At 47.3% G+C, this 20,874-nt stretch carries 17 protein-coding genes and 1 tRNA gene; 4 read left to right on the top strand and 14 right to left on the bottom strand.

The genetic code is table 11. From position 1 onward, the window contains the following. Positions 1 to 50: 50 nt before the first annotated feature. Positions 51 to 127: transfer RNA gene (locus CWI73_RS10800), tRNA-Pro, on the bottom strand. Between the two features lie 237 nt (positions 128 to 364). On the opposite strand from CWI73_RS10800, the gene folD reads away from it, so the two are divergent. Then, on the top strand, positions 365 to 1,228 hold the full coding sequence (gene folD, locus CWI73_RS10795) for a bifunctional methylenetetrahydrofolate dehydrogenase/methenyltetrahydrofolate cyclohydrolase FolD (RefSeq protein ID WP_126752785.1): 864 nt from the start codon (positions 365 to 367) through the stop codon (positions 1,226 to 1,228). An 8-nt stretch (positions 1,229 to 1,236) separates the two neighbouring features. On the opposite strand, the gene CWI73_RS10790 is transcribed toward folD, so the two are convergent. Both CWI73_RS10790 and topA read right to left on the bottom strand, forming a co-directional pair. After that, positions 1,237 to 1,965, bottom strand: coding sequence for a TadE family protein (locus CWI73_RS10790; RefSeq protein WP_126752784.1), 729 nt, complete (start codon positions 1,963 to 1,965; stop codon positions 1,237 to 1,239). Positions 1,966 to 2,076: 111 nt separating this feature from the next. Next, a complete protein-coding gene (gene topA / locus CWI73_RS10785; RefSeq protein ID WP_126752783.1) occupies positions 2,077 to 4,692 on the bottom strand; it encodes a type I DNA topoisomerase in 2,616 nt (871 codons plus the stop codon). A gap of 295 nt (positions 4,693 to 4,987) precedes the next feature. Between topA and astB the strand changes: the two genes are divergently transcribed. After that, on the top strand, positions 4,988 to 6,331 hold the full coding sequence (gene astB, locus CWI73_RS10780; protein ID WP_058579441.1) for an N-succinylarginine dihydrolase: 1,344 nt from the start codon (positions 4,988 to 4,990) through the stop codon (positions 6,329 to 6,331). Between the two features lie 85 nt (positions 6,332 to 6,416). On the opposite strand, the gene purF is transcribed toward astB, so the two are convergent. The 10 genes from purF to fabB all read right to left on the bottom strand — a co-directional run bounded on the left by purF (position 6,417) and on the right by fabB (position 18,019). After that, positions 6,417 to 7,934, bottom strand: coding sequence for an amidophosphoribosyltransferase (gene purF / locus CWI73_RS10775; protein ID WP_088768554.1), 1,518 nt, complete (start codon positions 7,932 to 7,934; stop codon positions 6,417 to 6,419). Between the two features lie 14 nt (positions 7,935 to 7,948). Further along, complete coding sequence (locus CWI73_RS10770) at positions 7,949 to 8,443, bottom strand: CvpA family protein (protein ID WP_126752782.1); 495 nt, start codon at positions 8,441 to 8,443, stop codon at positions 7,949 to 7,951. A 90-nt stretch (positions 8,444 to 8,533) separates the two neighbouring features. Next, positions 8,534 to 9,085 (bottom strand): SPOR domain-containing protein, encoded by a 552-nt coding sequence (locus CWI73_RS10765; protein WP_241968889.1) that lies wholly within the window; start codon positions 9,083 to 9,085, stop codon positions 8,534 to 8,536. Beyond that, the gene (folC, locus tag CWI73_RS10760; protein ID WP_126752780.1) at positions 9,082 to 10,362 is read right to left on the bottom strand and encodes a bifunctional tetrahydrofolate synthase/dihydrofolate synthase; all 1,281 of its coding nucleotides are present in this window, start codon (positions 10,360 to 10,362) and stop codon (positions 9,082 to 9,084) included. Before folC ends, CWI73_RS10765 begins: the two co-directional genes overlap by 4 nt. Further along, a complete protein-coding gene (accD, locus tag CWI73_RS10755; RefSeq protein WP_126752779.1) occupies positions 10,359 to 11,243 on the bottom strand; it encodes an acetyl-CoA carboxylase, carboxyltransferase subunit beta in 885 nt (294 codons plus the stop codon). The genes folC and accD overlap by 4 nt, the downstream gene beginning before the upstream one ends. An 83-nt stretch (positions 11,244 to 11,326) precedes the next feature. Continuing rightward, entirely contained in the window at positions 11,327 to 12,109 is a 783-nt protein-coding gene (gene truA, locus CWI73_RS10750) for a tRNA pseudouridine(38-40) synthase TruA (protein ID WP_126752778.1), read from the bottom strand. Between the two features lie 11 nt (positions 12,110 to 12,120). Continuing rightward, positions 12,121 to 14,532, bottom strand: a complete 2,412-nt coding sequence (locus tag CWI73_RS10745) for a FimV/HubP family polar landmark protein (protein ID WP_126752777.1) — start codon at positions 14,530 to 14,532, stop codon at positions 12,121 to 12,123. 79 nt (positions 14,533 to 14,611) lie between these two features. Continuing rightward, complete coding sequence (locus tag CWI73_RS10740) at positions 14,612 to 15,628, bottom strand: aspartate-semialdehyde dehydrogenase (protein ID WP_126752776.1); 1,017 nt, start codon at positions 15,626 to 15,628, stop codon at positions 14,612 to 14,614. Between the two features lie 9 nt (positions 15,629 to 15,637). After that, positions 15,638 to 16,783: a 4-phosphoerythronate dehydrogenase gene (locus CWI73_RS10735; RefSeq protein ID WP_126752775.1), complete on the bottom strand. Its 1,146-nt coding sequence runs from the start codon at positions 16,781 to 16,783 to the stop codon at positions 15,638 to 15,640. A 21-nt stretch (positions 16,784 to 16,804) separates the two neighbouring features. Beyond that, positions 16,805 to 18,019, bottom strand: a complete 1,215-nt coding sequence (fabB, locus tag CWI73_RS10730) for a beta-ketoacyl-ACP synthase I (RefSeq protein WP_126752774.1) — start codon at positions 18,017 to 18,019, stop codon at positions 16,805 to 16,807. Between the two features lie 134 nt (positions 18,020 to 18,153). On the opposite strand from fabB, the gene mnmC reads away from it, so the two are divergent. Then, positions 18,154 to 19,986: a bifunctional tRNA (5-methylaminomethyl-2-thiouridine)(34)-methyltransferase MnmC2/FAD-dependent 5-carboxymethylaminomethyl-2-thiouridine(34) oxidoreductase MnmC1 gene (gene mnmC / locus CWI73_RS10725; RefSeq protein WP_126752773.1), complete on the top strand. Its 1,833-nt coding sequence runs from the start codon at positions 18,154 to 18,156 to the stop codon at positions 19,984 to 19,986. On the opposite strand, the gene CWI73_RS10720 is transcribed toward mnmC, so the two are convergent. Next, positions 19,960 to 20,235: a YfcL family protein gene (locus CWI73_RS10720; RefSeq protein WP_126752772.1), complete on the bottom strand. Its 276-nt coding sequence runs from the start codon at positions 20,233 to 20,235 to the stop codon at positions 19,960 to 19,962. The genes mnmC and CWI73_RS10720 overlap by 27 nt on opposite strands. Positions 20,236 to 20,350: 115 nt before the next feature. Here CWI73_RS10720 and fldB point away from each other — a divergent pair, with 115 nt between their 5' ends. Further along, on the top strand, positions 20,351 to 20,872 hold the full coding sequence (fldB, locus tag CWI73_RS10715) for a flavodoxin FldB (protein ID WP_126752792.1): 522 nt from the start codon (positions 20,351 to 20,353) through the stop codon (positions 20,870 to 20,872). Positions 20,873 to 20,874 lie beyond the last annotated feature (2 nt).

The raw sequence follows: 20,874 nt of genomic DNA, 5'->3' as shown, positions 1-20,874 counted from the left end.
TCCAGCTGAGCTACGGGCGCACTTCGAACCTTACGCTGCCGTCAAGAGAATGGTCGGCGAGACTGGATTCGAACCAGCGACCCCTTGGACCCAAACCAAGTGCGCTACCAAACTGCGCTACTCGCCGAACTCTCTGAAAGCCCTGTCACAACCAGCGTGTAAATAGTTATTGCTAGCTGACAACGGGGGCGAATATTACCTGCTGATTATGCCAGCGTCAAACTTTTTTTCCGGAATAGCGCTCGACTGGCTACTTTTAAAACAACCTGTTGAGTTATCCAACAATCGGTGACATTAACGGTGAAATAACGTTACAATAAACAGCCTATATCGTCTTGAATTCTCTCAGGTTTGGAATCTCGTTATGTCAGCTCAAATTATTGATGGTAAAGCAATCGCTAGTGCCGTACGCCAGTCGGTCAAACAGCAAGTTCAGGAAAGACTTCAGTCCGGTCTTAGAGCACCAGGTTTAGCCGTTGTATTGGTTGGCGCTGACCCCGCTTCGGAAGTTTACGTTGGCAATAAGCGGCGCGCTTGCGAAGAAGTTGGCTTCCGGTCATTTGCTTATGACTTACCGGCAACAACCACTCAGGAAAAGCTCGAGGCTTTAATAGACCAACTGAATGACGACAATGATATCGACGGAATTCTGGTTCAATTACCATTACCTGCGGGCCTTGATGCAACACCTATTTTGGAGAGAATTCGCCCCGACAAAGACGTCGATGGCTTCCACCCTTTCAATGTAGGCCGTCTGTCACAGCGCATCCCGGCATTACGTCCGTGCACACCTAAAGGCATTATGACTTTACTAGAGCATACCCAAGTTGACTTGCATGGCCTCAATGCGGTTGTTGTCGGTGCCTCTAACATTGTCGGTCGTCCAATGAGCCTGGAATTATTATTAGCGGGTGCAACAACCACTGTTTGCCACCGCTTCACCAATGACTTATCAGAACACGTTAAGCGTGCGGACATTCTGGTTGTTGCCGTTGGTAAGCCTGACTTCATTCCGGGAGAGTGGGTGAAACCGGGCGCAATTGTTATTGATGTGGGTATGAACCGACTACCCGACGGACGCTTAACTGGCGATATCGAGTTTGAACCCGCAGCAGAACGCGCTGGTTGGATAACTCCCGTGCCTGGTGGCGTAGGACCAATGACGGTGGCATCGCTCATCGAGAATACACTTCAGGCCTGTGTCGACTATCACGACAAACGAGATTAGTTCAGGAACTAGCGACGAAAGCCGCTCTGCAAAGAGTGCTGAGCGGTATCCGTTAACGCCCATAAAGGGTAGTCACTCATACCTTCCCTCAGCTTACAGTAACGAACGGCCGTTGAGTCACCTAAGAAACCTTGCGCAGAGCTCAGCATCTCAGCGACAAAAGGAATTTTTAATGGTAGGCACCAGTCTGTCCGTATTTTTAACACCCTCGCCTCGTGCCATTCAACCGGTGTATTTTCGTCGTACCGAGCATGATAATGATCCACCGCTATTTCTGTAACATCCCGCTCTAAATCGTAGTCCCAACGCTCTTCCGCATACTCACGGAAATCCTGTGGTGTCGGAGATAAAATGTCTAGCTGAGCAAAGCGTGTAAAGTGAAAGCGCTGCTGAGCAATAGCCAGGGTTGCTGCGTACGCAAGGTTGTCTTGATCAAGCTGGGGCTCTAAACCTGCCATGCCTGACACTAATGTCGTCACCATGGTTTGATAGTTTCCATGGTTAATCGCTCCCGCTCGAACCGTATATTGGTTAGCAACGGTTAAGGTTTGCTGAGACCACCAAATAATAAGCGCCTGAGTAATCAAAAAGACAAAAGTAACGAGTATCGGCCAAACAATAATGAGTTCGATACTCGCCTGCCCAAAGCTGCGTCTTTGGCCTATGTGTTCTGGAAAAGAAAAGCCCGCTGCTGAGGAAGCAGCGGGAAGTGCTATGTCTGACTTAGACGATAACATGGGACCTCCGTGTCCAACGTGCGGTGTCTTACCTTTGACACCCGCTCATTATACGGAAGGTCAACTCAATAAGGCTATTAGCCAACTGAGTATCCGCTTGTGAGCACTTAACTACTTAGCGTCAACCACCCACTTACCGTCGCGGTAAAAGGCTTTCCAGCCCGTTTGCTTCTTGTTCACCTCAGTTACTACGTATTGCTCTTTATTCTTACGTGAGAAGCGAACAATGGCATCGTTACCGTCGTCATCCTCTTGCGGTGCCTCAGCAAGATACAGGAACTTTTTAGGCAAACGCTCTTTAAAGCGAGCTAACTCTTTTACCGTTACCGCCCGGGTTTCGCGCGACTTCGGAAAGGTATTTGCCGATAAGAAAATACCCGAGGCGCCATCTCTCAACACAAAGTATGCGTCAGAGTCTTCGCAAGGTAATTCTGGTAACGGTACCGGATCTTCTTTTGGTGGCGCAGGCTCGCCATTTCTAAGTAATTTACGTGTGTTCTTGCACTCACTATTGGTACAACCGAAGTACTTACCGAAACGACCATTTTTAAGCTGCATTTCAGAACCACACTTATCACATTCGATAGTCGGCCCGTCATAACCCTTAATGCGAAACTTACCATGCTCAAGCATTTGACCGTCACAGGTTGGGTTGTTGCCACACACATGCAGCTTACGTTTTTCGTCAATTAAGTAGCTGTCCATAGCTGTGCCGCATTTAAGGCAGCGTTTTTTAGCACGCAGAGCTTCTGTTTCCCGCTCTTCTTCATCGCTGACTTCTATGGCTTCTTCGCCCGGCGTCAGATTAATTGTCTTAGTGCAGCGCTCTTTGGGCGGCAGGTTATAACCAGAGCAACCAAGAAATACACCCGTTGAGGCCGTTCGGATGCCCATTTTACGTCCACATTCCGGGCAATCTATATCGGTAAGCACTACACTGTTTTCTCGCATACCGCCTTCTGCGGGATCAAGTTCCGCTTTTTCAAGTCGCTCCTTGAAGTCTTCATAAAAACTATCCAGAGTTTCTTTCCAATTACGCTTACCGGCCGCAATGTCATCAAGCGCTTGTTCCATTTCGGCAGTAAAATTGTAATTCATCAGCTCAGTGAAGTTTTCTATTAGCCGGTCATTGACTATTTCACCCATCTTCTCAGCAAAGAAGCGACGGTTTTCAACGCGCACGTAACCTCGATCCTGAATGGTCGAAATAATAGACGCGTAGGTTGAAGGTCGACCAATACCACGTTTTTCAAGCTCCTTAACCAAGGATGCTTCACTGTAGCGTGCCGGAGGCTTCGTGAAGTGCTGTTCTGGCTCTAAGTGTTCAAGTGTCAGTGAATCACCTTTTTTCAAGTCCGGTAAGTTCGTATCACCATCCTTTTTCGATGAAGGTGGCATCACCTTTGTCCAGCCCGGGAAGCGCATAACCCGACCGCGAGCTTTCAATTCAAAATCCCCGGCGGTAGCGATTAGTGTCGTGCTATCGTACTTAGCTGGTGTCATCTGACAAGCAACGAACTGGCGCCAAATCAACTCGTAAAGGCGCTGTGCATCACGATCCATTGAAGAAAGCGACGACGCTTTTATTTTAACATCTGACGGGCGTATCGCTTCGTGGGCTTCCTGTGCATTATTTTTTGCACCATAGCGATTAGGCGACTCCGGCAGATATTTTTTCCCAAACTCACTTTCGATAAGGCCGCGACAGGCAGTTATCGCTTCAGTACTGAGATTCGTTGAGTCAGTACGCATATAGGTAATATGTCCGGCTTCATAAAGGCGCTGTGCAAGCATCATGGTCTTTTTAACACCAAAGCCCAAGCGTGTACTAGCTGCCTGTTGCAAAGTAGACGTAATAAAAGGCGCGCCAGGCTTGCTGGAAGTCGGCTTATCTTCACGAGAGGTTATCTCGTAATCCGCACCTTTTAGTAAGTTTAATGCTTTATTGGTTTCTTCTTCATTAACCGGGCGGAAGTTTTTGCCAGATTCTTTAATAACCTGCATACGTAGCTTATCGCTCGCAGTGCTGGCTAAATCAGCATAAACATCCCAGTATTCTTCCGGTACAAAAGCTTTAATTTCGCGCTCGCGCTCAACCACTAAACGTACAGCAACTGACTGCACGCGTCCGGCGGACAAGCCTCTTGCAACCTTTTTCCACAGTAGCGGCGACACCATAAAACCAACGACACGGTCAAGGAAGCGCCGTGTCTGTTGAGCATTCACACGATCAGTATTTAATTGTGCCGGGTGTTTAAACGCTTCCTGAATGGCGTTTTTGGTAATTTCGTTAAATACCACACGTTTAAAGCGGTCGTCCTCGCCACCAATTAATTCCCGCAAGTGCCAGGCAATTGCCTCCCCTTCGCGGTCCAAATCCGTTGCGAGAATAATTTCGTCTGACTTTTTCGCCAGTTGCTTGAGCTCTTTAACGACTTTCTCTTTTCCCTGAAGCACTTCGTAATGAGCTTCCCAGTCATTTTCCGGGTCAATACCCATGCGAGCTATCAAGCGTTTATAGTCACGCTCTTTCTGATACTTCGCTTTTGCTTCGGGCGACATTTTGCGAACTTCTGCTGCCGGCTTGCTTTTCACCGTTTCAGTCGCACGCGTTGGCAGATCACGTACGTGACCAACGCTGGACTTAACCACAAAGTCCTTACCCAGATACTTATTAATGGTTTTGGCTTTTGCCGGAGACTCGACAATGACGAGCGATTTAGCCATAGAATAATCGTTCTCTTGTTATAGATGACCGTGTATATACGTGCTAAAGATATAAATTACAAGGGCAATTGTTCTTCAGCGGCCTTTTTTAGGTATATCGGTTATCGTTACGAGAAACAACCATGATTGGTGCTTTTTGATAAAAATTCGCACAAATTAAATATTCAGTCAAAACAAGCGGGGCCTTAGCAAAGGCTTTAAAATAAAGGCTTTCAAGGGCATTTTAAAACAGTATAATGTGTCACAAATTCAATGAGCAGGTGCACACAACGTGCAGGAGTAATCCCTAGTGAGCATGGAACACTTTGAAGTCAACTACGACGGCTTAGTCGGCCCAACCCATAATTACGCCGGACTGTCTTTTGGTAATGTCGCGTCTTTAGCAAATGCTAAAGCGTCATCGAGTCCAAAAGATGCGGCATTGCAAGGCTTGAAAAAAATGAAGGCGTTGCACGATATGGGTATGAAACAAGGTGTTCTTGCGCCACAAGAGCGTCCTGACACGCACGCATTGCGTCGCTTAGGGTTTACTGGAACTGACGCTGAAGTGCTTTATAAAGCAGCCTCTGAAGCTCCCGCTATTTTTCAGGCAGTGTGCTCGGCGTCCAGTATGTGGACGGCCAACGCAGCAACAGTATCGCCAAGCGCTGATACTGCTAACGGCAAAGTTCACTTTACACCGGCTAATTTGACCAACAAATATCACCGTTCATTAGAGCCTGAAACCAGCGGCCGCATACTACAAGCCATGTTCGAAAATTCTCGCTACTTCGAACACCATAAACACTTGCCTGATAACGAACATTTTGGTGATGAAGGTGCAGCAAACCACACTCGTTTATGTAATGAGTACGGCCATGCCGGCGTCGAGGTATTTGTTTATGGTCGCCATGCATTTGACAGCTCGAAGCCTGCGCCTAAACGCTATCCGGCACGTCAAACTCTGGAAGCATCTCAGGCTATTGCCCGCCTGCACGGCCTGAGCGAAGACAACACCGTATTTATGCAGCAAAACCCCGATGTTATTGACCAAGGGGTTTTCCATAATGACGTCATTGCTGTCGGTAACCAGAATGTCCTTTTCTACCACGAACAAGCTTTCGCAGATACTGACACTAAACTGGCTGAAATTCAGAAAAAATTCGGCAACGAAGGCGAGCTACACTTTATTAAAGTAGCAACTGACGATGTAAGCGTAGAGGATGCCGTAAGCACTTACCTGTTTAACACTCAGCTCATCACGCCGCCTAACGGCGAAATGACAATTATTGCGCCAACAGAATGTGAAGAGAACCCACGTGTAAAAAGTTACCTGGAAGGTCTTGTCAGCCAAGGCGGTCCTATTAAGCACGTGAAGTTCTTTGACGTAAAGCAGAGTATGCGCAACGGTGGTGGCCCAGCATGTCTGCGCCTACGTGTAGCCATGAACGACGAAGAAATTGCGGCAGCAAATCAGAATTGCTTAATGTCGGACGCGCTGTTTGACCGTTTGAACCAATGGGTTAATAAACACTATCGCGATGAATTAGCGGTCGATGACTTAAAAGATCCAGCCTTATTAGAAGAATCTCGCGCCGCTTTGGATGAGTTAACTCAAATTATGAAGTTAGGTTCAGTCTACGCGTTCCAACGTGACTAGTTCACATTGAACTTCCATACAAAAGGGCGCTGGGAGTATTCCTCAGCGCCCTTTTTAATTGCGTTAAATGCTCTAAGCAGCCAAATTAGTCGTTATCGTTATGCAACTCTAAGTTCGCGTCTTCAGAGCCTTCTCGCTCCGCTCTTGCCGTATCATTGCGAGCAGCATGTAACTTGTCCAGATACTCTTGGTTGACATCACCCGTGACATACTCACCACTAAATACCGAGGTTTCAAAACGTTTAATTGACGTATTTTCTTCACCTACTGCGGCGACTAAGTCATCAAGGTCTTGATAAATTAAACCGTCAGCCTTAATCATGTCGCGAATTTCGATAGCTTCACGACCGTGCCCAATTAGCTCGTTTGCGCTCGGCATATCAATACCATAAACATTCGGGAAACGAATTTCAGGCGCTGCTGATGCAAAATACACCTTTTTAGCTCCCGCCTCACGAGCCATTTCAATAATCTGCTCAGAGGTTGTGCCACGCACGATAGAGTCATCTACTAACAAGACGTTCTTGCCTTTAAACTCAGCACTAATTGCGTTGAGTTTACGACGAACCGACTTACGACGCTGAGTCTGTCCCGGCATAATGAACGTGCGGCCAATATAGCGGTTTTTCACAAAACCCTGGCGATACGGTAAGTCCAGCACACTGGCGATTTCCAATGCAATGTCACAACTGGTTTCCGGAATAGGGATAACCACATCAATATCCAAATCGGCATAGTCTCGCTTGAGTTTCTCGCCCAGTTTGCGCCCCATGTTTACGCGGCTGGCGTAAACCGATATCCCGTCGATAAATGAGTCTGGACGAGCAAAATAAACGTATTCGAAAATACACGGACAATGCATAGGTTTATCTGCACACTGGCGCGAATACAGTTTGCCATCATTAGTTATGAAAATAGCTTCTCCTGGCTCAACATCGCGTACATACTTGAACCCTGTGCCGTCAATGGCAACACTTTCAGAAGCAACAATGTACTCTTCTCCGTCTTCCGTATCTCGTTTCCCCAATGCCAGAGGACGAATGCCCCATGGGTCACGGAAGGCAACCAAACCATGCCCAATGATCATTGCTACAACTGCATATGCGCCGCGAACTTTTCGGTGAACAGCAGTAACCGTTCTGAAAATATCGTCATCGTTTAGCGTTAAGCTATCGTTTTTATCCAGTTCGTTAGCAAAGACGTTCAGTAAAATCTCTGAATCTGACGTGGTATTAATGTGGCGACGGGCTGTTTTAAACAAATGCTCGTGAACATCGGCTGCGTTTGTCAGGTTACCGTTATGTGCCATAGCAATACCAAACGGCGAGTTCACATAAAATGGTTGAGCCTCTGCAGAGCTTGAGCTTCCTGCCGTTGGGTAGCGAACATGACCGATACCTACAGTACCGGATAAACGGTGCATATGACGGGTATGAAAAACATCCCGAACCAAACCGTTTGCCTTGCGCAAACGTAATGTATTGTGCTCATCAACGGTCATTATGCCTGCGGCATCCTGCCCCCGATGCTGAAGCATGGTTAAACCATCATAAAGCGCTTGGTTAACCGGTTGCTTACCAACAATACCAACAATACCACACATGTCTTTTCACCATTCTATACAGGTTGAGGGACTAAAAAACTCGAGCTGTTCTCCAGGTAGCTGAAGAACCATTGAATAAAGAGTCCAAAATGAGGAATGAGTAACGAATTCTGCCACCAATCGCTGGACGACAGCGGCGTAAATGAGTCGATAAAGAACAATAATGCGCTAACAATGAGCAGACCTCTGAGCGCACCAAAAACCAGTCCGAGAACCCTGTCTGTTCCTGACAGTCCGGTATGTTGAACCAGTTTTGAGATAATGTAGTTAAGAATTGCGCCAATAATAAGTGTCGCTACAAACAAAGCGGCTATGGCGGCAGCATTTCTGAGCATAGGCTGCTCAATACCAGTGAAGTAAACAGCTAAGTCTTGATAAAAATAGCTGGCAATGAAAAATGCAGATATCCAAATTGCCAGAGAAACGGCTTCTTTGACAAAGCCCCTAACTAAGCTAATTACTGAGGACAGGCCAATAACAAGGATAATGGCATAGTCAATCCAGACCATAAGCACTCACAGTTGCTGCGCAAAAGACGGCGTGGATTTTAACAGAACAGGTGCATAATTGTGAGTTTTTTACACACATATTGCACTTTTTTATGGCTTGTACGTCATGATTTTGCCGTCCAGTCCCGTCAGTTCTTTCAGTGGAGCCAGTTGTTTTTGAAGCTCCGCTTCAGAGGTATCAGGTCCCACAAGCAGCCGAGTTATTTTCCCACTGGCTGACTTTTCTGAGTAAGCTGCGTAGCCTCTATCTCTGAGCTGTTCAACAAGCTTTCTGACGCTGTCTTCTTTACTAAAAGCACCGAGTTGAATAACCCAGGCTTTACCGTCAATTTCTGCTTCGACCGGCTCTCTGGGAGGCGCTTTAAGCCTTTTATCTTCGGCGATAGGCTCAGCAGACTCCGCTGTGACTTCAGTGTCTTCGAGTTGTGGCTCTTCCTCTACAGGTTCCGCCACCAATTCATCTGACAGAGCATTCGGTTTTTGTAAAGCTTCTTCAGATTTGGGCTTAAGAGGGATAGTTTCAATGGGATCTACCGGCTGTTCTTTTTTACCATCCAGTACTTCAGGAATAATAATTACCGCTAAAGCGACAAGTATTAAGGTACCGACAAGACGGTTTTGCAAAGGACTAGCCAAGGTCACGCTCCCACTATTAATTGATTAACGCTGGACACAGTGTAAAACGAGCCGAACACGAAAACCAGTGGCTTCTCGTCACATTGACTGGCTTTTTCTATTGCACTCTCAAAAGCCGCGTTCACACTGTCAAAGGTTCGATAATTATCTGTCAGTGCCATAACTTCCGCTAATTTATCGGCGTGTTCACCACGGGGTTCTTTTAACGTACCTACAAACCACTGAGTAATTATTTGTTCTAACGCTGTTTTGACCCCTGCATGATCTTTATCCGATAACATGCCAATAACAGCATAAACTGGTTTGTTCTTGTAGTTTGATGCAATGTACTTTGAGGCATAATCCGCAGCTTGAGGATTATGAGCGACATCTAAAAGCACATCGATCCCCTTATACTGTGCAACCTGCATTCGGCCTGGCAAAGAAGCGGAAATTAAGCCCATTTTGATCGCATCGAGGCTAACAGGAAGTGGCAGATGCTCAATAGCCGCAATAGCTGTTGATGCGTTAATTAACGGCAACTTAGGCTTGGGGAGGTGGCGAGCATAAACCCTATGGCTGCGGTATTCCCAGTCTTTTTCAAACTCTTTTCTGAAAAAGTCTTTTCCTACCTGAATAAGTTTGGCGCCAATAGTATTGGCCGACTGCTTTATTGACTCAGGCGCATTTTCATCACCACAAATCAGCGGTTTGTTATTACGCGCTATGCCCGCTTTTTCGCGACCTATTTGTTCGCGGTTATCACCAAGGAAAGCAATATGGTCAATACCGACGCTGGTAATGACTGACACATCAGGTTCAACACAGTTAACTGCATCGAGCCGCCCTCCTAAACCTACTTCAAGTATGGCTACGTCAACTTCTGCCTGCTTAATAAGATGTAAAGCAGCCAAAGTACCAAATTCAAAATAGGTAAGAGAAGTTTGCTGCCGCGCCTCATTGATAACCGAAAACGCTTTCGCATGACGTTGTTCAGACAGCATTTTTCGGTTAATACGTACCCGCTCTTCATATTGAACAATATGCGGAGAAGTATACACTGCGGTTTTATAGCCAGCGGCCGCCAACATTTCTTCTAAGTAACAAACGGTCGAGCCTTTACCATTAGTTCCGCCAACTGTGATGACGTATGGTGCAGGCGTCAATACACCTGCATTTGCCGCAACCTGGGACACACGCTCCAGCCCCATATCAATCTCGGTAGGGTGAAGCTTTTCCAGATAGTCGAGCCATACCTGCAGCTTGTCAGAAGCTACAGGTATGTATGAAGGAGTGTCACTCATTCTGTTTCAGGTTGGGTCTCAACAGCCGTTTCGGGGGAAGGCAGGTGTTGCATTTTTGCCAGCAAGCGCGCCACTGTGTCACGCATGTCGCGTCTGTCCACGATCATGTCGATAGCACCGTGCTCAAGCAAAAACTCAGCACGTTGGAAGCCTTCCGGAAGAGTCTGACGCACAGTTTGCTCAATAACTCGAGGACCGGCAAAGCCAATAAGCGCTTTAGGTTCAGCAATATGGATATCACCGAGCATTGCTAAACTGGCCGATACCCCACCCATGGTCGGGTCAGTCAATACAGAAATAAACGGAATACCTTCTTCACTCATACGAGCCAGCGCCGCAGACGTTTTAGCCATTTGCATCAATGACATTAAGGCTTCCTGCATACGAGCGCCGCCCGATGCTGAGAAGCAAACCAGAGGTATGCGTTTTTCCAGGCAAACTTCAGCAGCTTTTACAAACTTAGCGCCAACCACCGAGGCCATTGACCCGCCCATAAAATTAAAATCAAAAGCAACGGCGACAAGGGGAACACCTTTTACCGTACCTTTTTGCGCAATAAGCGCGTCATTTTCGCCGGTACTTTTCTGCGCCGCAGCGATACGGTCTTTATACTTTTTAGAGTCTTTAAACTTTAGGACATCTTTCGGCTCAAGGTCGGTACCTATTTCCTCTCGGTTATCTTCATCTAAAAAGATATCCAGACGGCGTCGACCCGTCACACGCATGTGATGATCACACTTAGGACAAACATCCAGACTGCGCTCTAAATCAGCACGATAAATAATGTTGTCACAAGAGGTACATTTGCTCCAAACCCCTTCAGGAACACCGCGTCTCTTGTTTATTTTTGGCTTTGCGAGAATTCTTTCAATCCAGCTCATAATATTCGGCTTACAGCTCTAATAAGTTTATTGGAATAGCTTACATGGTAGCACAATTCAATCAAGAAAAGAGGTCATAACAGTCACTCTAACCAGAGCGGTCCAGGGGTGACTGTTGGAATTTCAAAGTTTTCAGGATAGCTCACAGCGACTAAGTACAGACCACCTGGCTTAGCCGTCGCCGCTGCCTGCGTCCTATCTTTTAATTCGAGTAACTCTTTAAGCCAAGATGTAGGCTGTTGCTCCTGCCCTATAACAATAAGACTACCGACAATATTGCGCACCATGTGATGAAGAAACGCGTTCGCGCTGATATCAACAATGACAAAGTCACCTTTTCGCGTTACCTCTAATCGAGTGACATTACGGTTAGCCGAATGTGACTGGCACTGAGCCGCCCGAAAGGAGGTAAAATCGTGCTCTCCAATTAGCGCCTGAGCAGCTTCATGCATTAATCGCTCATTCAAGGGTTGGTGATAATGACTGACGCCAGATGAATGTATGCCAGGCCGTAAGCGCGTATTGGCAATAATGTAGCGATAACGCCTGCCGGTTGCGCTGAAACGCGCGCTGAAGTCATCTGCTACAGGCTTTGCCCAACGTACCGCTATCCCATCGGGCAGATTGCTGTTAACACCAAGTGTCCAGGCCGCATTTTTTCGTTCGCTTTCTACATCAAAATGCACGACCTGTGCTGTCGCATGAACGCCGGCATCGGTTCGACCAGCACAGGTGACTTCAACGGTTTCATTAGCGACTTTACTTAACGCTTCTTCCAAGTGTTGCTGGACACTAATGACTTCACGTTGTCGCTGCCAGCCATAGTATTGACTGCCGTCATACTCCAGCCCCAGAGCTATTCGCATACTACTTAACCTTACGAATCCAAACGGTTTTTAAGGGTTTTAGCTTCTTCAGCAAGCGCTTCGTCGTCGCCATCAATCAGCTGTTGAAGAATTTCCCGTGCTTCGTCTTTCTCATCCATTTCAATATATGCGCGAGCTAAATCGAGCTGCCCGGCGGGGTCATCGTCCGCTGGCGCATCGCCTTCCTGGCCCGCATCTTCGTCCGGCAATACGTCTTTGACTGCTGACGACTCGTAGCGATCATCACCTTCGTCTTCTTCGTCAGCTTCGGCCATCAACGAATCAATATCGACGTAATCTTCATCGTCGTTTGCCGTAAAAGAGTCAGCTTCATCCTGGCTTTCTGTTTCAGCTTCAGCCTCAGTAGAAGGCTCTTCCGTTTCAGACAACTCTTCGTCCGTCTCTGGCGCACCGCCAAACAGTGATTCTAAATCTTCATCAGCCTGACTTTCTGCCTCATCTAACGCTTCATCGTCTTCGGGGATTTCCTCTTCAATATCATCAAAGTCATCAAGCGCCTGAGTCACTTCATCCGACTCTTTCAGAAGCTGCTCAAGATCGTCACTCTCGTCGTCGCCTTCAGACGTTTCGTCATTCGCAACCTCTTCACCGCTCTCAGCCTCAGCAATGCTTTCGTCGTCATTATTACTTTCTTCAAACTGGGCAAGAATGTCATCCGGATCTGCCGCTTCTTCTGGCTCGCTCGCTTCAGAAGAAGCCTCGTCAGAGCTTGGTGTGTCTTCTAATACATCGTCGCTCGATGTTTCTTCGGAGCCTTCTTCAGCTTCTAACTCGTCACCTAGCCCTAAATCTGCCAGCACATCATCGACTTCACTGTCGTCAAAGTCATCCGGGAGTAAATCATCCGATTCATCTTTATCAGCTTCAAGAGCCGCTTCATCAGACGCCTCGGCACTGGCCTCCTGACTCTCCTCTACTTGATCATCTTCAGAAGTTGTTTCATCCTCCCTCTCTGAAGAGTCTGATTCAGCTTCCTCCGGCGCTCCATTATCTTCGTTATCCTGAGGCTGCGCCTCAGAGTCTAACTCTTCGTCTGAGCTATCTGCAGCTGGCTCGTCATCAGTGGCCTCATCGTCACCAACAGACAAGTCTATGGCTTCTTCATCATCGTCAGACTCGCCAAATAGTCTATCCAGCTCTTCCTGAGACAATTCCCCTGCATCGTCATCGTCGTCAGGTAACACAGCTTTGTCGTCTTCATCAATATCATCATCAGCATTCTCACTGGCTGACGGCGCGTCCTGCTGACTTGACTTGTCATCTTCATCGTCGTCTAACTGTATACTGAAGTCTTCTTCGGATTCGGCTTTGGCTGAGCCACTAAGCTCAGCCTCGAGAGCACTTAAATCGTCACCCTCATCTTCTTCATCGTCTTCGGTTTGTTGGCTGTCATCGATATCAAAAATACCATCGCCGGTATCATTCTGCGGAGCGCCCCCCATTAACTCTTTGTCGAGTTCTGCAGCGGCTTCTTCCTCACTTAACTCTTTTTTACTAGCGACTTCCGGCTCATCTTCTTTAGTCTTCGAGGAGCGTTTCATTAAGAATAAAACAACGCCACCAATAATCAGTAACGCAGGCAGTATCGAAACTAAGAGCATATTGATAGGGTTTTGCAGCCAATTAATAAAGCCCGACTCTTCTTCCGCCTGACGCATTGCCGTCTGCTGCTCTATCAATTCCTGCTGCTGAGCAAGAACTTGCTGAAATTGGGTTTCTAGTTCATCCGTTTTAGTCGCACTTTGTGCCAGCTCATCCAAACGCTCTGCTAAAGAATCAATGCGTTGCTGTAGCGACTGATTCTCATCGTACATTCTCTGGACGGTTTGCATGGAGTTGCGAACTTCATTGCGCAGCTGTTCAAAATTCCGCTCTTGGCGTTTTTCAACTTCCTGCACTGCCTTTTCTGCGCGCGTCTTCGCTTCTTCAAGAAGTTGCGCCTGTTCTTCGCGAGTTCGCTGAGTACTTTGCTCAACCTCAGAGAGTCGTTGAGATTTTTCCTTTAACTGGCCGTCAACCACAACCTGTCGACGTGCAGCTTCAGGATTCACCATTTGAATTTCTTGCAATGACGGAATGCGCAGATAAAAGCCGTCAAGCATACGGTTCATATTACCATCGACAAAGGCTTCGTCGTTTGCCTGCACAATGGCAACCATCGTTTGATACTGAGTAACGCTGGAGTGCGGCTTGTAGCGGCGGGCAATGTCCCACAGGGTATCGCTAGCGGTGATAGGTCCGTAACGCTCCTTGCCAATACGAACGTCTTCAGCTTCAGAACCTTTAGGGCCTTTAATAATAGTGCCATCCTGCCACGACAAAGCACTACTACTGATGCTCACCAGTAACAGTGCTGCCAATGAAAGATGTTTATACACTTGCCCTGTAATCGTTTTTTTCATCCCTTGTTCTCTGCCCGCGCTTTGCTCTTATCTTTAACGGCGTCAGTAATAAAAACTTTATGACATACAGCCGGTTAAATTACCAGTATTCGCGAATTAAAGTTTCTGCAATTTGAATACTGTTGGTTGCGGCACCTTTGCGAATGTTGTCAGACACCACCCATAAATTTAAACCTTGAGGATGACTAATATCTTCGCGTACACGCCCGACGAACACGTCGTCTTTACCCGCAGCATCGCTTACCTGCGTAGGAAACTCTTCACGTTGTTCCATAAGCGTTACGCCGGGTGCTTCGCTTAATAATTGCTTGGCGTGCTCTGCTGTTATTGGCTGACGAGTTTCAATATGTATGGCTTCTGCGTGACCATAAAAAACCGGCACACGTACTGCTGTCGCATTAACGCGCACACTCGGATCATTAAATATTTTTTGCGTTTCCCACACCATTTTCATTTCTTCTTTGGTGTAGTCGTTATCCTGGAACACATCGATTTGTGGAATACAGTTAAACGCAATTTGACGACTGAAGTTCTCAACCGTTGGTTGCTTTGCATTCAATAGTTCAGCTGTCTGCTTTGCCAATTCCTCCATTGCTTCTTTGCCGGCACCAGACACCGACTGATAGGTGGCAACGTTAATACGCTCAATACCCACAGCATCATGTATCGGCTTCAGCGCGACCAGCATTTGAATGGTTGAGCAGTTCGGGTTCGCAATAATATTTCGATTACGAAAATCAGCCAGAGCCCAGGCGTTTACCTCTGGCACAACCAAAGGAATGTCCGGTTCATAACGAAACTCGGACGTGTTATCAATAACCACACAACCCGCTTCAGCTGCTTTAGGTGCAAACCCCCGTGAAATAGAGCCACCGGCAGAAAAGAAGGCAATATCTGCATTTGACCAGTCAAAATCATCGGCCACTAACACTTCTATTTCTTCACCGTTAAAGTTGACTGTCGCCCCCGCTGAACGGGCGCTCGCTAAGGGGTACAGTTCGGCAACCGGAAATTTTCGCTCAGCTAGAATATCAATCATTTGTTGACCCACTAAGCCTGTTGCACCCAAAACTGCTATGCGAAACCCGTCTGCCATAAGTACTCCTTAACGGTTGACTTGTCGGGCACGAAAGCCCAACTGTAAAAATTGGATATATTGCTCGCTATTATGGCATGTAACGCCCTGATTTATGAACTCTCTGCGAGGGCTTTCTTTGCGATATTTTTTTCGTAAATTATCAAAGCCTTCGTTTGTCTGTGCATGACGACGAAAAAGCGCATCGTCTTCCATAATGTCATAATGTTGCCGAACCCAGCTTAAAAGCGAGCTTATCGGCCACAGTTGCTCTGCATCTATTGTTGGCCAAGAAGGACTCGGCAACACCGCGCCTTTGTCATAATTAGTTTCAAGCCGAAAGTGCTGCAACAGAGCATTAGCAACCATTATGGCACCACCCACTTTACCTTCCAGGCTATGACCGGCGATATGCGGAGTGGCAATGTCAACGTAGTCAACCAAAGGCTTTAAAACCTCAGGCTCTCCTTCCCACACATCGAGCACAATAAAAGGTCTTTCACCCTGCTGAGCTCTTTCCAGCAATGCGACGTTATCTATCACCGAGCCACGGCTGGCATTAATCAGCAACTGGTTTTCATGTAGCGACTGTAGCGCCGTATGTTCAAACAAATGATGCGTCGGATACTCGCCGCCCCTCATCAACGGGACATGGCAGGAAATAATATCGGCTGTGATAACACGTTGCCAGTGGTCGTGAACTGCCTTTTCGCCTTTTTTACTCAATGGCGGGTCGTAATAATGCACGTTCATGCCAAGCGCTTGTAAACGTTGGCCCGCAGCCTGTCCCGTATGGCCAGCGCCAACAATAGCAACGTCTAAGTCAGCTAGCGAGTCAATATGTTGTCGGTTTAACCACTGCAAAACAGCACATAGTACATACTCACCGACAGAGGCGGCATTCGCCCCAGGAGCATGTGCAAAGGCAATACCTTTTTCAGCCAGGGCTTGTGAATCGATGTGCTCGGTACCAATAGTTGCAGAGGCCACAAAGGTTAACTTTGGGGCTTTTCCCAATAGCTCTTTATTGACTTGAGTAATAGAGCGAACCAGCAATGCATCCGCATTTGCCAATAACTTTTGGGGAGGTTCTCTTTCTGAGAAAAAGCGAAGGTTTCCTGCGCCTGACAACAATGTCGACAGCGCAGGAATGTTTCTATCGGCGACGATATTCATCGTACCAACCGATGACACGGTTTACTCTGCGTATTGGCGCATAACCAATGACGCGTTTGTACCACCAAAGCCAAAGCTATTAGACATAACCGTACGTAATGGTGCATCTGTTGTTTGACGGATGATATTCATACCATCAGCTTGTTCATCCAGCTTTTCAATGTTGATAGACGGCGTTACAAAACCGTGCTTCAACATAAGCAGTGAATAAATCGCTTCATGCACACCTGCGGCGCCTAGTGCGTGACCAGTCATAGCTTTGGTTGCGCTAATCATTGGTGTTTTTTCAGGGAACACCTCACGAATGGCCTCTAGCTCTTTCACATCGCCCACTGGCGTGCTGGTTCCGTGAGTATTCAGATAGTCGATTGGGCTGTCGACGGTTTCCATTGCCATTTTCATGCAGCGAACCGCACCTTCACCCGACGGAGCAACCATGTCATAGCCGTCAGAAGTTGCGCCGTAACCGACAATTTCACCATAAATTTTTGCGCCACGTGCTTTAGCCGCTTCCAGCTCTTCAATAACCAAGATACCGCCACCACCGGCAGGGACGAAGCCATCGCGATCCTGGTCATAGGTACGCGATGCTTTCTCAGGCGTATCATTGTATTTAGTACTTAATGCGCCCATGGCGTCGAATTCCATGCCTAAGGTCCAGTGAAGCTCTTCACCACCACCGGCAAAGACACGGTCTTGCTTACCAAATTGAATAAGCTCTAAAGCGTGACCAATACAGTGTGCTGACGTCGCACATGCTGAACTAATTGAATAGTTCACGCCTTTAATTTTGAATGGTGTAGCAAGACATGCTGATGTCGTGGATGCCATGCAACGAGGTACCATATAAGGCCCTACGCGTTTCACGCCGCGCTCACGCAGGATATCTGCCGCAGCAACTTGATGCTCACCAGAAGCGCCACCCGAGCCAACAACCAGCCCGGTACGAGGGTTAGAAATTTCATCTTCGCTTAAACCTGCATCTTCAATTGCCTGGGACATAGCAATATAAGCATAAGCAGCTGAGTCACCCATAAAACGCAATGCTTTACGATCGATATGGTCTTTAGGGTCAAGCTTTACCGGCCCCCAAACCTGACAGCGAAGTCCCATCTCCGCAAAAGATTCAGAGCGGCTAATGCCTGACTTGCCTTCACGCAAGCTGTCCAGTACTTCTTCTTGATTGTTACCGATGCTTGATACGATACCAAGGCCGGTTATCACTGCTCTTCTCATTCTAAAATCCTGTCTGACATTTATACGTCGGTATAGTAACTAACGTGTTCTAAGAATGTGGTCTGCTTTGTGCACTGTTTTTAGTAATCTTGTTATTATAGCGAGCATCTGCCAATAAATCATGGGGCAAACACTTGAATTCTAAAGCGTCGGTCAAGTTTAACGAGTATGGCGTACCCGTTTCCACCACTTTTGATGATATTTATTTTTCAATAGAAAGCGGCGTTGACGAAAGCCAATACGTATTTCTTAAGCACAACGGATTACCAGAACGTTGGCAAGACCTTACTCACCAGCAATGCTTTACAATTGCAGAAACAGGTTTTGGTACCGGCCTAAATTTTTTACTAACCTGGCAGCAATTTCTTGAACATGCGCCAGCTAACGGCCGCCTGCACTTTATCAGCTTCGAGAAATTCCCTTTAACAAAGGAACAGCTGCAACAGGCTTATGCTTTATTGCCCGATGTAAGAAAAACCAGCTCAGTTTTTCTGGAACATTACCCGTCGCCCGAAGCGGGATGTCACCGCCTGACCTTTGCCAAAGGAAGAGTTACATTAGATTTGTGGATAGGCGACGTTAACGAGCTTTTTCCCCACTGGCAGACACAAGCCAAACGTAGAGTCGATGCATGGTTCTTAGATGGCTTTGCCCCCTCAAAAAATCCGGATATGTGGCAACATCAGCTATTCGAAACCATGGCGATGACCGCTCATGAAGGCACTACTTATGCCACGTTTACAGCCGCCGGAGTGGTTCGTCGCGGACTTAACGATACAGGGTTTGCGGTCAACAAAGTTCCCGGCTACGGCCGCAAACGGGAAATGGTGTGTGGTCAGTATCAGGGGCAAGTCGTTAAGCCCGAAACACAGAGCACCGACCCACAGGCCGATAGCGTCGTTATTATTGGCGGCGGAATAAGCGCAGCTTGCTGTGCCCTTTCGTTACATAAACGCGGCGTTACCACTAAGGTTATTGCGCCAAATATAGCCGACGGCGCATCAGGCAATCCGCAAGGAGCCGTTTACCCTTTACTGCATGCTGAGCATACTCCCCTTAGTCGCTTTTACTGGCAAGCGTTTAGCACTGCGCTGAATACTTACCGTCAATACGTGCCCGAGCACTGGCAAAACAGCGGCGTTTTGCAGCCTGCGTTCAATGAACAAAGAGAGCATCGCTTTCAAAAAGTGGCTAGTGACTTATATAACGAAACAACGGTGCGCTATTTAAACGCGGAAGAGACAAACAAAGCCGCTGGAATTGCCATCGACACCCCTGCTCTGTTTTATCCTCAAGCGGGCTGGTTAAAACCTGAGCCAGTTGTTAAGTCGTTATTCCGACAAGCCGATAGTGACATCGTCAACCATAACGTACAAAACATTAGCCGAATGACCAACGGCGGCTGGCGTGTTTCACTGAGCAACGGAGAAAATATTCAGGCTAAGCGTGTCGTGCTCGCCACGGGTCATAACTTTAATGAGCTGCTACCAGCAGACGTTGAACCTTTGCCGATAAAGCCGGTGCGCGGGCAAATCACTCAGGTTAAAACGACCAAAAGCCTCGCCCATTTAAAAACGGTGCTCTGCTATAAAGGTTATTTAGTGCCTGAGTCTGAAGGCATACATTGTCTGGGGGCTACGTTTACTCGTGGTGAAACAGACTTAGAGACACGCTTGGAAGATAACGAAGAAAACCTTAAACAACTCTGCGACAACGCAAAGCAGTCTTGGGCTGAAGAATTGTCCGTTGTTGGACAGCGGGCTTCGGTAAGGGCAACTACCCCGGACCACCAACCTATTGCAGGAATGCTGGACCGAGGACTCTATGGACTTACAGGCTTAGGCTCGAGAGGTTTTACGTCAGCGCCTTTGTTAGGCGAAATTCTGGCGGGACTAATAGGCAACGACACCCTACCACTGACCGACGATGCTCTGGCGAGATTATCTCCCGCCCGCTTTCACCGCTAACTTATCCATTAAGTTCTTAATATGTGCTTGATCAGCAGGTGCAAGTTCATGGCGAGTGTCATGAACCGCCTGCTCAAGCGACGGCATTAACTTGTCGGCATCAGCATTTCCGGACATTTCCAACTGTGCTACGACCAAGTCAAAGTGACCACGCAAATAGCCGCTGGCAAATAACTCGTCATCATTGCCTGAAACCACGGCCTCATCGAACACCGTTTCTAGTTGCTCGACCTGTTGATCAAAGTCCATACTGCCCTCTTATTGATTCATACTTCGTCACAAAGGTGGGTCATTCTATCGGTCTTTTTGGTACAATGCATCCACATCCAATCGTTAACTGAAGGTCAAGGTGTAATCTATGTCACTGCAAATTGGTTTGTTTTACGGTTCTACCACCTGCTACACGGAAATAGCTGCCGAAAAAATACAGCAAGCCATTGGTGAAGATATTGTGACCTTGTTTAATATCAAAGACACTCCGCTTAAAGAAGCCGAGCAATTCGACATTCTCATTTTTGGCATTTCTACCTGGGATTTCGGTGAATTGCAGGAGGACTGGGAGAGTCATTGGGACGATATTAACGACGTTGACCTCCGCGGAAAGATTGTCGCGCTTTACGGTATGGGCGACCAGGAAGGCTATACCGACTGGTTTCAGGATGCACTCGGAATGCTGCATGACGCTATTGCCGAACATGGCTGTAAACGTATTGGATTTTGGCCCAACGAAGGTTACGACTTCGCCGCTTCCAAAGCATTAACCGCAGATAACTCGCAGTTCGTCGGCTTATCACTGGATGAAGACTCACAATATGAGTTATCTGATGAACGTATTGAACAGTGGACGACACAAATATTAGAAGAAATAGCAGAACAACTGGGATAAAC

Source organism: Idiomarina piscisalsi, from assembly GCF_003987095.1.
GTDB classification, from domain to species: domain Bacteria; phylum Pseudomonadota; class Gammaproteobacteria; order Enterobacterales; family Alteromonadaceae; genus Idiomarina; species Idiomarina piscisalsi.
The sequence above is the reverse complement of the archived record's forward strand: the minus strand, read 5'-3'. Positions and strand labels throughout refer to the sequence as shown.

Bases quoted from the DNA above. Each gene is read 5' to 3' on its own strand.
- folD (WP_126752785.1), top strand. From the start codon at position 365: ATGTCAGCTCAAATTATTGATGGTAAAGCAATCGCTAGTGCCGTACGC.
- CWI73_RS10790 (WP_126752784.1), bottom strand. From the start codon at position 1,965: ATGTTATCGTCTAAGTCAGACATAGCACTTCCCGCTGCTTCCTCAGCA.
- topA (WP_126752783.1), bottom strand. From the start codon at position 4,692: ATGGCTAAATCGCTCGTCATTGTCGAGTCTCCGGCAAAAGCCAAAACC.
- astB (WP_058579441.1), top strand. From the start codon at position 4,988: ATGGAACACTTTGAAGTCAACTACGACGGCTTAGTCGGCCCAACCCAT.
- purF (WP_088768554.1), bottom strand. From the start codon at position 7,934: ATGTGTGGTATTGTTGGTATTGTTGGTAAGCAACCGGTTAACCAAGCG.
- CWI73_RS10770 (WP_126752782.1), bottom strand. From the start codon at position 8,443: ATGGTCTGGATTGACTATGCCATTATCCTTGTTATTGGCCTGTCCTCA.
- folC (WP_126752780.1), bottom strand. From the start codon at position 10,362: ATGAGTGACACTCCTTCATACATACCTGTAGCTTCTGACAAGCTGCAG.
- accD (WP_126752779.1), bottom strand. From the start codon at position 11,243: ATGAGCTGGATTGAAAGAATTCTCGCAAAGCCAAAAATAAACAAGAGA.
- truA (WP_126752778.1), bottom strand. From the start codon at position 12,109: ATGCGAATAGCTCTGGGGCTGGAGTATGACGGCAGTCAATACTATGGC.
- CWI73_RS10745 (WP_126752777.1), bottom strand. From the start codon at position 14,532: ATGAAAAAAACGATTACAGGGCAAGTGTATAAACATCTTTCATTGGCA.
- CWI73_RS10740 (WP_126752776.1), bottom strand. From the start codon at position 15,628: ATGGCAGACGGGTTTCGCATAGCAGTTTTGGGTGCAACAGGCTTAGTG.
- CWI73_RS10735 (WP_126752775.1), bottom strand. From the start codon at position 16,783: ATGAATATCGTCGCCGATAGAAACATTCCTGCGCTGTCGACATTGTTG.
- fabB (WP_126752774.1), bottom strand. From the start codon at position 18,019: ATGAGAAGAGCAGTGATAACCGGCCTTGGTATCGTATCAAGCATCGGT.
- CWI73_RS10720 (WP_126752772.1), bottom strand. From the start codon at position 20,235: ATGGACTTTGATCAACAGGTCGAGCAACTAGAAACGGTGTTCGATGAG.